17 protein-coding genes are annotated in these 13,816 nt (G+C 35.9%); 14 read left to right on the forward strand and 3 right to left on the reverse strand.

All coding sequences use genetic code 11. The annotated features are described in order from the left end of the window. Window positions 1-49 precede the first annotated feature (49 nt). From J8M14_RS20925 to J8M14_RS20975, 11 genes are all read left to right on the forward strand, one after another. Window positions 50-826: a glucose 1-dehydrogenase gene (locus J8M14_RS20925; protein ID WP_211076777.1), complete on the forward strand. Its 777-nt coding sequence runs from the start codon at window positions 50-52 to the stop codon at window positions 824-826. Between the two features lie 83 nt (window positions 827-909). Continuing rightward, on the forward strand, window positions 910-2,145 hold the full coding sequence (locus J8M14_RS20930) for an acyl-CoA dehydrogenase family protein (RefSeq protein ID WP_211076778.1): 1,236 nt from the start codon (window positions 910-912) through the stop codon (window positions 2,143-2,145). Between the two features lie 24 nt (window positions 2,146-2,169). Then, window positions 2,170-3,222 (forward strand): phosphotransferase family protein, encoded by a 1,053-nt coding sequence (locus J8M14_RS20935; protein ID WP_247672725.1) that lies wholly within the window; start codon window positions 2,170-2,172, stop codon window positions 3,220-3,222. Window positions 3,223-3,227: 5 nt separating this feature from the next. Continuing rightward, window positions 3,228-3,866, forward strand: a complete 639-nt coding sequence (locus J8M14_RS20940) for a transglutaminase domain-containing protein (protein ID WP_211076779.1) — start codon at window positions 3,228-3,230, stop codon at window positions 3,864-3,866. Between the two features lie 2 nt (window positions 3,867-3,868). Further along, a complete protein-coding gene (locus tag J8M14_RS20945; RefSeq protein ID WP_211076780.1) occupies window positions 3,869-4,255 on the forward strand; it encodes a hypothetical protein in 387 nt (128 codons plus the stop codon). A gap of 28 nt (window positions 4,256-4,283) precedes the next feature. Continuing rightward, window positions 4,284-5,039 (forward strand): SDR family NAD(P)-dependent oxidoreductase, encoded by a 756-nt coding sequence (locus J8M14_RS20950; protein WP_211076781.1) that lies wholly within the window; start codon window positions 4,284-4,286, stop codon window positions 5,037-5,039. A 33-nt stretch (window positions 5,040-5,072) separates the two neighbouring features. Then, on the forward strand, window positions 5,073-5,837 hold the full coding sequence (locus J8M14_RS20955) for an enoyl-CoA hydratase/isomerase family protein (RefSeq protein ID WP_211076782.1): 765 nt from the start codon (window positions 5,073-5,075) through the stop codon (window positions 5,835-5,837). A 37-nt stretch (window positions 5,838-5,874) separates the two neighbouring features. After that, window positions 5,875-6,876, forward strand: coding sequence for an NADP-dependent oxidoreductase (locus J8M14_RS20960; protein WP_211076838.1), 1,002 nt, complete (start codon window positions 5,875-5,877; stop codon window positions 6,874-6,876). A 79-nt stretch (window positions 6,877-6,955) separates the two neighbouring features. Beyond that, entirely contained in the window at window positions 6,956-7,933 is a 978-nt protein-coding gene (locus J8M14_RS20965; RefSeq protein ID WP_211076783.1) for an NADPH:quinone oxidoreductase family protein, read from the forward strand. 167 nt (window positions 7,934-8,100) lie between these two features. Continuing rightward, window positions 8,101-8,838 (forward strand): 3-oxoacyl-ACP reductase FabG, encoded by a 738-nt coding sequence (gene fabG / locus J8M14_RS20970; protein WP_211076784.1) that lies wholly within the window; start codon window positions 8,101-8,103, stop codon window positions 8,836-8,838. 205 nt (window positions 8,839-9,043) lie between these two features. Then, window positions 9,044-9,511, forward strand: a complete 468-nt coding sequence (locus J8M14_RS20975) for a MaoC family dehydratase (protein WP_211076785.1) — start codon at window positions 9,044-9,046, stop codon at window positions 9,509-9,511. Window positions 9,512-9,578: 67 nt separating this feature from the next. Here J8M14_RS20975 and J8M14_RS20980 read toward each other — a convergent pair whose 3' ends face one another. Further along, window positions 9,579-10,001 carry a hypothetical protein gene (locus tag J8M14_RS20980; protein WP_211076786.1) on the reverse strand — a complete coding sequence of 141 codons (423 nt, stop codon included), beginning with the start codon at window positions 9,999-10,001 and terminating at the stop codon, window positions 9,579-9,581. 69 nt (window positions 10,002-10,070) lie between these two features. Further along, on the reverse strand, window positions 10,071-10,715 hold the full coding sequence (locus J8M14_RS20985; RefSeq protein WP_211076787.1) for a hypothetical protein: 645 nt from the start codon (window positions 10,713-10,715) through the stop codon (window positions 10,071-10,073). A gap of 104 nt (window positions 10,716-10,819) precedes the next feature. On the opposite strand from J8M14_RS20985, the gene J8M14_RS20990 reads away from it, so the two are divergent. The 3 genes from J8M14_RS20990 (at window position 10,820) to J8M14_RS21000 (ending at window position 12,670) form a co-directional block, all read left to right on the forward strand. After that, window positions 10,820-11,644, forward strand: coding sequence for an alpha/beta hydrolase (locus J8M14_RS20990; protein ID WP_211076788.1), 825 nt, complete (start codon window positions 10,820-10,822; stop codon window positions 11,642-11,644). 112 nt (window positions 11,645-11,756) lie between these two features. Then, on the forward strand, window positions 11,757-12,068 hold the full coding sequence (locus J8M14_RS20995) for a hypothetical protein (RefSeq protein ID WP_211076789.1): 312 nt from the start codon (window positions 11,757-11,759) through the stop codon (window positions 12,066-12,068). A gap of 95 nt (window positions 12,069-12,163) precedes the next feature. Beyond that, window positions 12,164-12,670 carry a ferritin gene (locus J8M14_RS21000; protein ID WP_211076790.1) on the forward strand — a complete coding sequence of 169 codons (507 nt, stop codon included), beginning with the start codon at window positions 12,164-12,166 and terminating at the stop codon, window positions 12,668-12,670. A gap of 94 nt (window positions 12,671-12,764) precedes the next feature. On the opposite strand, the gene J8M14_RS21005 is transcribed toward J8M14_RS21000, so the two are convergent. After that, on the reverse strand, window positions 12,765-13,241 hold the full coding sequence (locus tag J8M14_RS21005) for a hypothetical protein (protein ID WP_211076791.1): 477 nt from the start codon (window positions 13,239-13,241) through the stop codon (window positions 12,765-12,767). Between the last annotated feature and the right edge of the window lie 575 nt (window positions 13,242-13,816).

Genomic DNA, 13,816 nt, shown 5'->3' on the forward strand with positions numbered 1-13,816 from the left:
TTAGATTTTAAAAAGATACTTATTAATCAAAAACTCACAGATTAACTAAATGAATAGTATTAAACAATCATTCAATCTTGAAGGTAAAGTAGCCATTGTTACAGGCTCTAGTAAAGGAATAGGAAAATCAATTGCACAAGGTCTCGCAGAACATGGAGCTAAAGTAGTCATCAGTAGCCGAAGCCAGGAAGCTGTAGATGAAGTTGCTGCTGAATTTAAAAAAGCAGGATTAGAAGCCGTTGGCATAGCTTGTCATATAGGAAAAGCGGAGCAGCGAGAAAACCTGATCAAAAAAACTATAGAACATTATGGCGGAGTCGATATTTTAGTAAATAATGCGGCTATTAACCCTATTTTCGGTCCTATTGAGGATGCGGGAGAAGAAGTTTTTGATAAAATTATGGATGTTAATGTAAAAGCTCCCTGGATGTTGTCTAACCTAGCATTATCTTCTATGAAAGAGCGTGGAGGAGGCAGTATTATTAATATAGCTTCAGTTGAAGCATTGACTCCAGGAGCAGGATTAGGGTTGTACAGTACCAGTAAAGCTGCTTTATTAATGTTGACTAAAAACCAGGCTAAGGAATGGGGTAGGCACGGTATTCGTGCTAATGTAATATGCCCTGGATTGATTAAAACCAAATTTAGCGCTGCGCTGTGGCAAAATGAGCAATTACTTAATAAGATCGAAAAGACATTGCCGAGTGCGCGTATGGGTATGCCGGATGAAATGGCGGGAATTGTATGTTTATTAGCTTCAGATGCCGGAGCTTATATGACCGGAGGAGTTTACAATGCTGATGGAGGATATATGATTGCCGGATAAATAAACCCTTGGATTAACTAAATATAGATAATAACCTATCTGTCACCTCGAGCGAAGTCGAGAGGCATTATGATACATATGACATGAATTTCGATTACTCAGAAAAAATAGTTTCCCTTCAACAAAAACTCAATGCTTTTTTTGAAGAACATATACTTCCTGTAGAAGAAGAAGTAGGTGCTTTCAATTATAATCCTGATAACAGATGGAAACGCTGGCCAGGAATAGAAGATTTAAAAGCTAAAGCTAAAGCAGTTGGTCTATGGAATCTCTTTTTACCTAAAGCATATGGAGAACTAAGTCCTGGATTAACGAATCTGGAGTACGCACCATTGGCAGAAATTATGGGACGCGTACTTTGGTCTTCAGAGGTGTTTAACTGTAATGCTCCCGATACCGGAAATATGGAAGTATTGGCAAAGTATGGTTCTTCTATTCAGCAAGAACAATGGTTAAAACCACTAATGAATGGCGAAATTCGTTCAGCGTTTTTAATGACTGAACCTCAGGTAGCTTCTTCTGATGCAACAAATATTGAAACATCAATCGTTGCAGATGGCAATGATTACATCATAAATGGTAGAAAATGGTGGTCTTCCGGAGGAATGGATCCACATTGCAAGATTGCTATTGTTATGGGTAAGACAGATTCTAATGCTCCAAGGCATCAACAGCAAAGTATGATATTGGTTCCTATGGATACTCCTGGATTAAAGGTTATAAGGCCTTTAACTGTATTTGGATTTTATGATTCTCCTGAGGGTCATGCGGAAATTGTACTTGACAATGTTCGTGTTCCTAAGGAAAATCTAATTCTTGGAGAAGGAAGAGGTTTTGAGATAGCACAGGGTCGATTAGGCCCCGGACGAATTCATCACTGTATGAGATTGATTGGGATGGCACAACGTTCTTTAGAATTAATGTCGAAACGTGCTTCAGAACGAATTGCTTTTGGTAAAACGTTCAAAGACTTTAGTAGCATACGTCAGGAAATTGCACTATCTAAATGCGAAATTGAGCAGGCTCGCCTTTTAACACTTTCGGCTGCTGATAAGATGGATAAAGAAGGTAATAAATCTGCAAAAGATTTAATAGCAATGATCAAAGTTGTAGCACCCAATATGGCTTTGAAGGTAATAGATCGTGCCATGCAAATTCACGGAGGAAAAGGCGTTGGTCCTGATACTCCATTGGCTCATTTCTTTGTAGCGGCAAGAATGCTGCGCTTGGCTGATGGCCCTGATGAAGTCCATATGTACCAACTGGGAAAAAGTGTAATCAATAAGTATGCTGAAACAAAATTTAAATTACCGGTCTAAGACTTATAAATCAACCACATAAACATGCAAAACGTACGCAAAGGCGAAGAACTGAATGAAAGAACATTAAAAGATTTCCTTAAGAAAGAAGGACTTATAAATAATGAACAAAGCGAATGGCAAGTCACGCAATATACTCATGGATATTCTAACCTAACGTATTTATTACAGATAGAAGATAAAGAGTATGTTTTACGCCGCCCACCTTTTGGAGCAGTAAAACGAGGTCATGATATGAGTCGTGAGTTCAAGGTGCAATCAGGAATTCACAGTACTTTTCCTAAAGTGCCCAAAATGTATGCTTATACAGATGATGAAAGTGTTTTGGGATGTCAGTTTTACATCATGGAAAAGATGGAAGGGATTATTCTTAGTGCTAAAGAAGCTAAAAAAAGAAATATCCCAGCAGGTGATTTTGAGACCATTGCCAATTCATGGTTGGATACTTTTGTAGAATTACATAACATCGATTATAAAGCGTCGGGACTGGAAGACCTGGGTAGACCCGAAGGATATGTAGAACGACAAGTGCTCAATTGGGGTAAACAATACCTTGCTGCCGCCACAGATGATGTTCCTGCGGCTGAGAAGGTAATGAAATGGATGGAGGAAAATCAACCCACAAAGTATAGACATAGCTTAGTTCACAATGATTTTAAGTATGATAATGTCGTTTTTAAGGATGATAGTTGGAAAGAGGTTGTTGCAGTCCTTGATTGGGAAATGGCGACCTTAGGTGATCCTCTTATGGATTTAGGAACTTCTTTGGGGTATTGGACTATGGCTAGTGATCATCCTTTTGTGCAACAAGGAATCCCGTCACCGACAATTATGGAAGGAAACCCCGGAAGAAGTGAAATAGTAGAATTATATGCACAAAAAAGTGGAAGAGATGTCAATCACTTAGTGTTTTATTACGCATTCGGACTTTTTAAAATTGCGGTAATTGCACAACAGATCTATTACAGATATAGCAAAGGCTTGACTACAGATCCTCGTTTTGCACAATTGAATAAAGCAGCAGAATTACTTTGTAATTTGGCTTTTCAGGCAATTCAGAAAAAGAAAATAGATTAATGAAAATGGATTATTTAAGCTCAACATACTTTTTTGATTATGAAACTGAAGCAATTCAGGAGATTATTCAAGAATTTAATAGTGAAACCCTTTCACCGAAGGAAAAAGCAAAACAAGTTTATCTTAAGGTTAGAGACCACTGGAGATATGACCCATATCATATTCACCTTACCGGAGAAGGATATAAGGCAAGTATTATTGCTAAAAAGTCGCATGGGCATTGTATTGACAAGGCTATTTTATTGATTACTTGTTTACGTGCCTTAGGAATACCGGCAAGAATACATTTGGCAAAAGTAAAAAACCATATTGGAGTAGAGCGGCTTATCGAAAAATTTGGAACTAATGAGTTAACACCTCATGGTATTGTAAATATTCATCTTGATGGGAAGTGGCTCAAGGCTTCACCGGCTTTTAATGAAGCTTTATGCGAAAAATGTAATGTGGCACCACTGGAGTTTGATGGAGAAAATGACTCTATGTTTCAGGAATATAATAATGATGGGAATGTGTTTATGGAATACCTGGAGGATTATGGACATTTCGAAGACGTTCCTTTGGATTTTATTTTTAATAATATGAAAGAGCACTATTCAGGTATTATGGATCTACATCCAGGTGCTACAGAAATTAGAATCAAATAACTATGAGTGATACATATACTGGGGTGACACCTAAACAATTTCATGATTTTACAGCTTTACCGGTAGAAGGATCTTTCCAGATGTTGAATTTACTAAAATTTAAAGATAAGGTTGAAGAAACAGAAACTTCCGGAGCAGAAGCTTATGCAGTATATATGAATGCTGTAATGCCTTTTTTTATGGCCTCCAAAGCTAGAGTGATTTATCAGGGAAAACCTATGTTCAACCTTATTGGGCCTGATGGAGATAAGGAATGGGATAAAGTTTTGATTGTCGAATATGCCAGCAAAGAAGACTTTATAGGTATGATCACAACAAAAGGTTATCCTGCAGAGATGAGAAGCAGAGCTTTAGAAGATTCGAGATTAATTTTATGTAAAGAAAAATAGACATTTAATAACCAACGTACATATTAACATGCAAGTAAAAGACAAAATAGTAATGGTTACCGGAGCGGGTTCAGGAATAGGAGCCGCTACAGCAAAATATTTTGCAAAATATCAGGCCAAAATAGTAGTTTCCGATATTAAAGAAGAAAAGGCTCAGAACGTTGTGGATGAGATCAAAAATGAAGGAGGAGAGGCTGTGGTCATTACAGCTAATGTGGCAAAGTATGATGAGGTAGAACAATTGATTTCAAAAACTGTTGAGCAGTTTGGACAATTAGACGTCATTGTGAACAATGCTGGAATTGGGCCCAGAAATATGGCAAAGACTGGTGAGTATACCCTAGAAGATTGGGATAGTGTGATTGCTGTAAACCAAACAGGCGTTTTCTATTGTATGAAACTGGCGTTACAACAAATGATGAAACAAGGTCATGGTAACATCGTAAATATTGCTTCTTTAGCAGGCTTAAAAGCTTCATTAAACAACCTGTCTTACAGCGCAAGTAAATTTGCAGTAGTTGGAATGACAAAATCTGCTGCCTTAGAATACGCAACTAAGAATATACGTATCAATGCCGTATGTCCTGGATATACAGAATCTGCTTTATTGGATAAATTATTATCTGTAAGACCAGATATGGATCAAATGCTTAAAAGTGTGATTCCTATGAAACGTTATGGACTGGCAGAGGAGATTGCGGAAGCAGTAGTTTGGTTAGCTTCAGATAGTACCAAATTCATCACAGGTCAAACAATAACTTTAGACGGAGGAACTTCTTTGTAACATACTTTAAAATTAAAAATCCAAAAATAAATAATGCAAACAGTTCATATAGAAAGAAAGCATAATTACGCGATTGTTAAACTGAATAGAGGAAAAGTCAATGCTATTAATCACCAGATGACCAAAGAGATTCGACAAGCTTTTACTGATCTGGAAGGGGATGATTCAGTAAAAGGAGTAATCATTACCGGAATTCCTCATTTCTTTTCAGCTGGATTGGATGTAATTGAATTATTTAGTTATGATGAACTAAAGATGAAAGAATTCTTCAATGATTTTGGAGGAATGTATATCCAGTTAGCTAAGTTTACTAAACCTATGATTAGTGCGATCACCGGTCATTCTCCTGCAGGAGGTTGTGTTATTGCCATCACATCAGACTATCGTATTATGGCAGAAGGCGAAAAATATACCATAGGATTGAATGAAGTGGCTGTGAATATTCAGATTTCGAGTAATCTGATCCGAGGATATGCTTTTTGGTTAGGAGAAGGTTTAGCAAATCAGTATCTTTTAGATGGAAAATTATTAAACACTAAGGAAGCTCTGAATTCTAGTTTGGTAAATGAAGTGTGTGTCCTTGATGAGGTTTTACCTAAAGCTGAAGCTAAAATGAAACAGTATCTCCGGGCGGATGAGGAAATTTTTAAAAATACGAAGTATAAACTACGTAAACCGTGGTTAGATTGTATGGAAACTGATCCGACAGTAGATCTAGAACAAGCCATAGCACTTTGGTGGAAGCCCGAAATAAGAGCAAAGATGAAGGCTTTTGTAGATAGCCTTCAGAAGAAATAAAAACGAATTAAATTTTTTAGATATAAAAAAAAACACAATAATGAATAAGCAAATCATCTTAAAAAATCGGCCGGAAGGATTACCTGACTCCAATACTTGGGAATTACAGAATAACCCAATTCCAGAGCCCGGAGAAGGAGAAGTCCTAGTTCAGCATCATTACATTTCTTTAGATCCCGCAATGCGTGGATGGATGCGAGAAGGTAAATCCTATATAGAACCTGTAGAACTTGGCGACGTAATGCGTGCCGGCTCCATTGGAAAAGTGATGAAATCTAATCACCCAAAATATAAAGAAGGTGATTTTCTGACTGGTTGGGGAGGTGTACAGCAGTATACAGTAACAGATGGTGCAAATTGGTACCCAGTGGACCCAAACATAGCACCATTGCCATTATACATAGGAACCTTGGGAATGCCTGGTATGACGGCTTACTTTGGTATACTAGAAGTAGGAAAGATTAAAGAAGGAGATATTGTTCTCGTTTCCGGAGCAGCAGGAGCTGTAGGTAGCGTAGTTGGCCAAATTGCAAAGATCAAAGGCTGTCGTGTTGTAGGAATTGCTGGAGGCTCGGAAAAATGTAAGTATGTGGTAGACGAATTAGGTTTTGATGCTGCCATAGATTATAAGTCTGAAGATATTTATGAAGCATTAAAACGTGAATGTCCTAAAGGAATCGATGTGTATTTTGATAATGTCGGTGGAGAAATCCTGGATGCTGCTTTATCTAGGTTACGAATGCACGCACGAATCGTGATTTGTGGAGCTATCTCGCAGTATAATAATATGAATGATGTAGTAGGTCCTAAAAATTACTTGTCGCTATTAGTGAATCGAGCAACGATGCAAGGTATGGTGGTAATGGATTATGCCAAAGACTATGGTAAGGCCGCCATGGAAATGGGAGGTTGGATTGCTACCGGTAAACTAAAAACCAAGGAGGATATTTATGAAGGTATCGAAAACTTTCACGAAACATTTTTGCGCCTATTCTCAGGGGATAAAATGGGTAAACTAGTCTTGAAGGTTATTGAATAGTAAGCACAATTAGTTAACTCAAATATTTAAATACTGAAATACTAAAGAACTCACATACTCAAAAACTCACAAACTAACCATGAAAGCAATAATCTGTAAAGAATTCGGACCACCATCGAGTTTAATACTTGATGAAGTCAAAAACCCAAAACCTAAAGACAAAGAAGTTATCGTTACGGTCAAAGCCTGTGGAGTCAATTTTCCAGATACATTGATTATCCAGGGATTGTATCAGTTTAAACCGAATTTGCCATTTACACCCGGTAGTGATATTGCTGGAGTGGTAAAAGAGGTTGGATCTGGGATTAAACACGTAAAACCGGGCGATGAAGTTTTTGGATTTGTGATGCACGGCGGTTATGCTGAAGAAGTAGTTGTTCCAGGGAATGCTTGTTTCCAAAAACCACCGATGATGGATTTTCCGGTGGCGGCTTCTTTTATGATGGCGTATGGAACATCATACCACGCATTAAAAGACAGAGCAAAACTGCAAGAAGGAGAAACGCTATTGGTTTTAGGTGCTTCGGGTGGAGTAGGATTAGCTGCTGTAGAATTAGGAAAGCTGATGGGTGCCAAAGTAATTGCTGCGGCATCTTCTGATGAAAAACTACAACTATGTAAGGAGTACGGAGCCGATGAGGTGATCAACTATACGGCAGAAGATCTACGATCCAGAATCAAAGAGTTAACAGATGGCAAAGGAGTAGATGTAGCGTATGATCCTGTAGGAGGTCCTTATTCTGAATTTGCTATTCGTGGAATGGCTTGGGAAGGCCGTTATCTCGTCGTTGGTTTTGCTGCAGGTGATATTCCTAAGATTCCTTTGAATCTGGCATTATTAAAGGGTAGTTCGATTGTAGGGGTGTTCTGGGGTAGTTTTGCGATGAAAATGCCTAAAAAGAATATGGAAAATACGATGCAACTGATGCAGTGGTATGGAGAAGGAAAACTAAAACCACATATTCATAAAATATACCCTCTGGATGAAGCCCCTGACGCCTTAGAGGAAATGATGGAGAGAAAAGTGAGAGGGAAAGTGGTGATTGAGTGTTCGTAGAAAATAAAATTGAATAGAGGATAAAAAAAAGATTGATTATTGTTGAATCTCTCTTTCTGTTTTCCCGAGCGAAGTCGAGGGACATCTTGTTTAAATTGTACCTCGACTCCGATGGGCGTGACAGCTTTGGTTTAATGAAAACATAATCAGCTTCTAATAAACAAATTATGAGATTAAAAGATAAAGTAGCCATTATCACTGGAGGAGCCCGAGGTATTGGCAAAGCCGTTTCAGAATTATTTGCTCAGGAAGGAGCATCAGTAGTCATTTGGGATTTATTACCAGAAGGAGAAGAAACCGCTAAAGGAATCACTGCAAAAGGTAATGCCGCAGAATTTACCAAGATTTCGGTGACAGATAAAGCTGCGATTGAGGCTGAAGCTAAAAGAATTCATAGCAAATATGGTAAAATTGATATTCTGATTAATAATGCAGGAATCACTAAAGACCGAACATTGCATAAGATGAGTGAAGAAGAATGGGATGCGGTGATTAATGTCAATCTCAAAGGTGTTTTCTTATGCACACAAATAGTTTCTATGTATATGAAAGAAGCTGGTTACGGTAGGATTGTTTCTGCGGCTTCTAATGTAGGATTACGAGGTAATTTCGGACAAACGAATTACTCGGCGACCAAAGCTGGAGTGATTGCGATGTCTAAAACCTGGACGATGGAACTCGGTAAATACGGAATTACTGCGAATGCCTTGGCACCAGGTTTTACCTTAACCGAAATGACGGAACAGATCCCGAAAGAACATCTGGACGGAATCAAATCACAGATACCACTTAAAAAAGCTGCTACACCAATGGATATTGCGTATGGTTATCTATATCTGGCATCCGATGAAGCTTCGTATGTGTCGGGTATTTGCCTTACGATAGATGGAGGAATCTCGAGGTAGGCTTTGAGTGTGCTAGTATGTGAGTTTTTGAGAGGTGAGTATGTGAGTCGCAAGTTGTTCCCCTCTTTAGACCTGTGCTGAGCTCTGTAGAAGTAGGGGCTAGAGGTGTTTTAGCTACGGAAAAGAGTTATAAGCACAAAGTAAAATATTGTTGTCAGTCTGGGGTGGAAGCTCAGTGTGATATAGGTTAATAAAAAATAAAACTATGAACCAACTAATTTGCAAAAACTTTAAAGAGTTTAGAACCCACGAAGGGAAATCACTTCCAGTAGGAGAGTGGTTAACCGTTACCCAGGAGATGATTAACGCGTTTGCAGAAGCCACACAAGATTTCCAATGGGTACATGTGGATTTGGAACGTATCAAAAAAGAATCTCCTTTTAAGAAACCCATTGCCCACGGATTTATGTCTATATCGTTGATATCTAAGATGTTGATGGATGTTATGAAGGTTGAGAGTTTTGCAATGGGAGTCAACTACGGACTGAATAAAGTACGTTTTCCTCACCCTGTCATGGCTGGTAGCCGAGTACGATTACATAGCAGTATTGCTAAGATTGAAGATTACGCTGAAAATGGAATAAAAGTTACCTGTAATTGTACCGTAGAAATAGAAGGAGTAGAAAAACCTGCCTGTGTAGCAGAGTTTATTTCTTTGATGTTTGAGGAGTAGGTTTCGTATTTGTAAAACCTTGAAGGTTAAAAATCTAAACTATATAGATTTATTGGTTTATTAATACTTATTGACGTTGTCGAATTGTAGTGTTTAGTTCTTTTGCTACCTTTAATTCAATAATAGCAAGTATAATAATAATTAAAACTTCTACTATAATATAAGTCCAACCCCAATGCGTTATTTTCTGATAATGAAAAATTGTCAATCCAATGGATAGCTTACAATAGAGTAAGTTCATGATTGCGATTCCTTTTAACAATCCAGTTAATTTATCATTATCTTTTTGGTAACTGTACAAATCATAAATGGCAAAAAAAACTGGTAACGATGCAAGTACATACAGCATTGATATTGGGATTCCAAAAAAACTCTCCAATTTGACCAAAACAATCCCTAGTAAAAAAGCGGATACTATCGCTCCAATTCCATCTATTAAGAAAAGTCTCTTTGGGTTCTCATAGAAATAAGTTAAGAGTTGTTTTAACACAAAAATTGATTTTCGTTAAGATAGATATTTTAAACAATATTAGTTATTATAATAGTTACCTATTTTCTTTTAACAATATTCATATCCTCTCACATCAAAAGGTTCCTTTTCTTCTTTTATATTAGTGATTAACTCTTTTGGTATGTTATACTTATAAACTAAAGAAGCTTCCAAACCATTTTCGTTTAAGTATTCGAAAATATTTTCTATCCATATAGTTTCAGTTTTTTCTAAGGGTATATTTACCGAAATTATGTATGGTTTTCCATAGTTGATCATTCTTGTTCTAAAGTTAATACCTATCTCTTTTCTGAGCTTTGAAGCCAAACCCAATATTGCCTCAGAACCAAATTTTAGATAATGATATTCTTTAAGTAAACTTTCTTTGATTAATCCAAAATTAATTTCACCAATCGTGTACGGAGTCGTTTCTTTTAAAAATAAATCAATAGAATTTATAATTTTTTCTTTGATAATATCTTTGTCATTTTCATGAATAAATCTTGATATCGCTTTTTCACGATATAATTTTAGAGATGCACAAATTAAACCTTGAACAGATACCTGCTCTAATTCTTCTTGTGATAATTTTGTAGAATGAAAAGATAATATATGCGTGAATTTAGATTTAAAGTCATTAATAAATTTTTCTTTTGAATTATATTTATTGACAAACTCAATACATTCTTTGGAATCAATGTCGAAAATTTTCATACTCTAATCTAATTACATCTAGTTTGTTGATAGAATTACTAAGGTAATTTATATATTCCTTCTTGCAAGAACTGCGAGGAAATATAAAATAGTATATTTAAACTATGCAACATCAAGAATTCTTTTTTGAGTATAAAAAACATCAACTTTTTGAGCAGTACTGGTTGCCTAATGATTATAAAGCGATAGTTTTATTAGTACACGGGATGGGTGAGTATTCATCTCGTTATAAAGACTATGTAATCCCGGAGCTGCTGGCAAAACATATAGGAGTAATTACCTATGATAATTTTGGTCACGGTAAAAGTAGCGGTAAAAGAGGGCATTGCCCGGGTTATACATCGCTTTTGGAGGTTTTGGATATTATGCTTACAAAAACAAAAAACCTCGCTAAGAATGTCCCTGTGTTTCTATATGGGCATAGTATGGGGGGTAATTTGGTAATTAACTATGTGCTGAGAAACAAACCGGATATTACAGGTGCAGTGTTGACTAGTCCGTTTTTGCGTCTAGCATTTCAACCCCCGGTATGGAAAATGACCTTGGGTAAACTGTTGCAAAAAATAGCCCCTTCGGTTACGCTTCCTTCGGAACTGGAGGTAGAAGCGATATCCAGAATACCGGAAGAGGTAGAGAAATATAAAAATGACCCTCTGATTCATGATAGGATTAGTCCTAATTTTTCTTTTCCGGTCATAGAAGCTGGGTTTTGGGCAATTGAGAACGCTTCGACATTAGAAAAACCTGTGTTGCTACTTCACGGAACAGGGGATAGGATAATTGATTATAAGGCTACTCAAGAATACTCTGAAAAAGCAGACTTAGCTGATCTGGTATTGTTTGATAATGGATATCATGAGCTGCATAATGATCTTGAAAAAGAAAAGTTTTTGGATACTATAACTACCTGGATACAGGATAGATTATAGTAATCGGCACTTAAATTGTAGATATTAAATCACTCATAGGATAGGTTTTGGATAGAAAATCGACATAATATTTGGAATAAATCTAAATAAGAATTAGTTTCGCATCCGGAATATGGAATTACTTTTTACCTCAAAATATTATACATCCTATCAATCTAAAGCACATAGGTGTTTTTATATAGACTTTGGCCACAAAAAGGTTAAGGTTTCTTTCTGTCAATTACTTAGTTTGCGTTATAAAGCGAAACAATTGTCTTCTCCCGAGCATTTAGAATATATGCTAAATCATTGTGATGTAACCTTATTGACGTTTTGTGATAAGGAACATATAGTTGTATTAGATACTTTGCAGGTTTTAGACTTTACTGAGCTGATCCAAGGTACTTTTGCTATGATGGAATTGAATGCTGCTCTTGCTGCTTAATTTAGTGTAGATTTAGACTGTCTATAAATTACATCCCCGACCCTTTTTAACGTCTTATTTTCCTTAATTTTATAATTAGGATAAAAATTCACACTATGGAAAATATAGCAAGACAACAAATAAGCATTAATCTGGAGGTTATGGATATGCTTAATCAACAAATAGCCAAAGAACAACATTCATCATCTGTATATTTAGCAATGGCTTCTTGGTGTGATCAACGCGGATTGAGTAGAAGTGCTTCTTTTTTTTACAGACAGTCTGTAGAAGAAAGAGAACATATGATGAAAATCTTTAAATTCATTAATGATAGTGGTGGTGCGGCACATTCTCCCGATGTTTCTAATATATCTCATGAGTATGCTACATTAAAAGAAGTTTTTGAGTTAGCACTACAACAAGAGATTTCTGTTACTCAATCTATTTATAAGATTGTGGCAAAATGCAGAAAGGTAAATGACTTTGGTACAGAAAACTTTCTACAGTGGTTTGTAGAGGAACAAATGGAAGAAGAGCAAAGTATACGAGATATTCTGGATATGATAGAGCTTATGGGTGATTCGGCACTAAAACTTATAGATGAGCGTATTCCACAAGAGTAATATCTATAACAACACATAAATTAAAAATATAGATCGCCATTATGGCGATCTATATTTTTATACCATACCTAGTTGAGTTGGGATTAAGTGCTTTCTATCCCAGTAAAGATTCTAATTCTAACAGATAATCATATTGCAGATCTTCGTGTAAGGTGCTAACCTTCTTTTTGATGCTATTAATCTCCCTATAGTAGATATTGAGCAGTACAGTATTATTTTTAATTGATGGTTTAAAGTCTTTTAGCTTTTGACAAAAATATAGTAATAGTTCTACTTCAGTTTCTTTGTTTTTAGAATAACGGATATACTTTTTTATCATTCTCAGAATCTTACGAACACTTTTCTTAATAAAGTAATAGGAGGAGGTGTTAATAAGTTCGAATTGTTCGTCGATTTCTTCTTTTACCCCTATAATATATCCTTCTTCATGGGTGGATTCAAACAGCAAATAGGTAAGTAATTCTTTATTTTCTTTTTTAAATCGAGATAGGCGTAGGCAAATATCTACAAGCTCATCACGCGATCGATACCCTAATTCTGTTTTCAATTCTTTTACCGTAGCTGTTTTCATAATAACAATGTAAGGAAACCTTATAACATATCTGTTGAAAAGATCTTGATATGTATGTGAATAGCATGTAAACAATTGTGTATAACCCCAAAACAGGCTTCAAAAGCCTTTAAAACCGTATAAAAGTGATGTTTTTGGCTATTTCTTTATAAAAACTAAATCATGAAACCCCTTGATTTTATTGTGTTTTCTGCACTTATTAACATAGTTATTAACAATTAAAATAAGTATTTTCTGTCGTAATATTTTTTATATATCAAAATTTGTGTATTTAAACGATTTTATTAATTATTTCAACAAATTATTAACATTAAATCAACATTTTATTTGTTATTTTGTTGATAAGTGTGTATATTAGTATCAGTTAATCCTAAAATATCACAATCATGAGTCAGCTTTATTCTACATTAGAAATGAATTTCAGAACAGTTTTTAGTTTTATAAGAGAACTTCCGAGAGCGTCTAAGTACGCTATGCGCAGATAATAAGTAATTGAGTTTAGTTATATGGTTTAGGTACCAGAAAGGGATTGCTGTAGTGGGTAATCCTTTTTTTTTTATTTATGCTTTAACTTA

Source organism: Aquimarina sp. MMG016 (genome assembly GCF_018100805.1).
GTDB lineage: Bacteria > Bacteroidota > Bacteroidia > Flavobacteriales > Flavobacteriaceae > Aquimarina.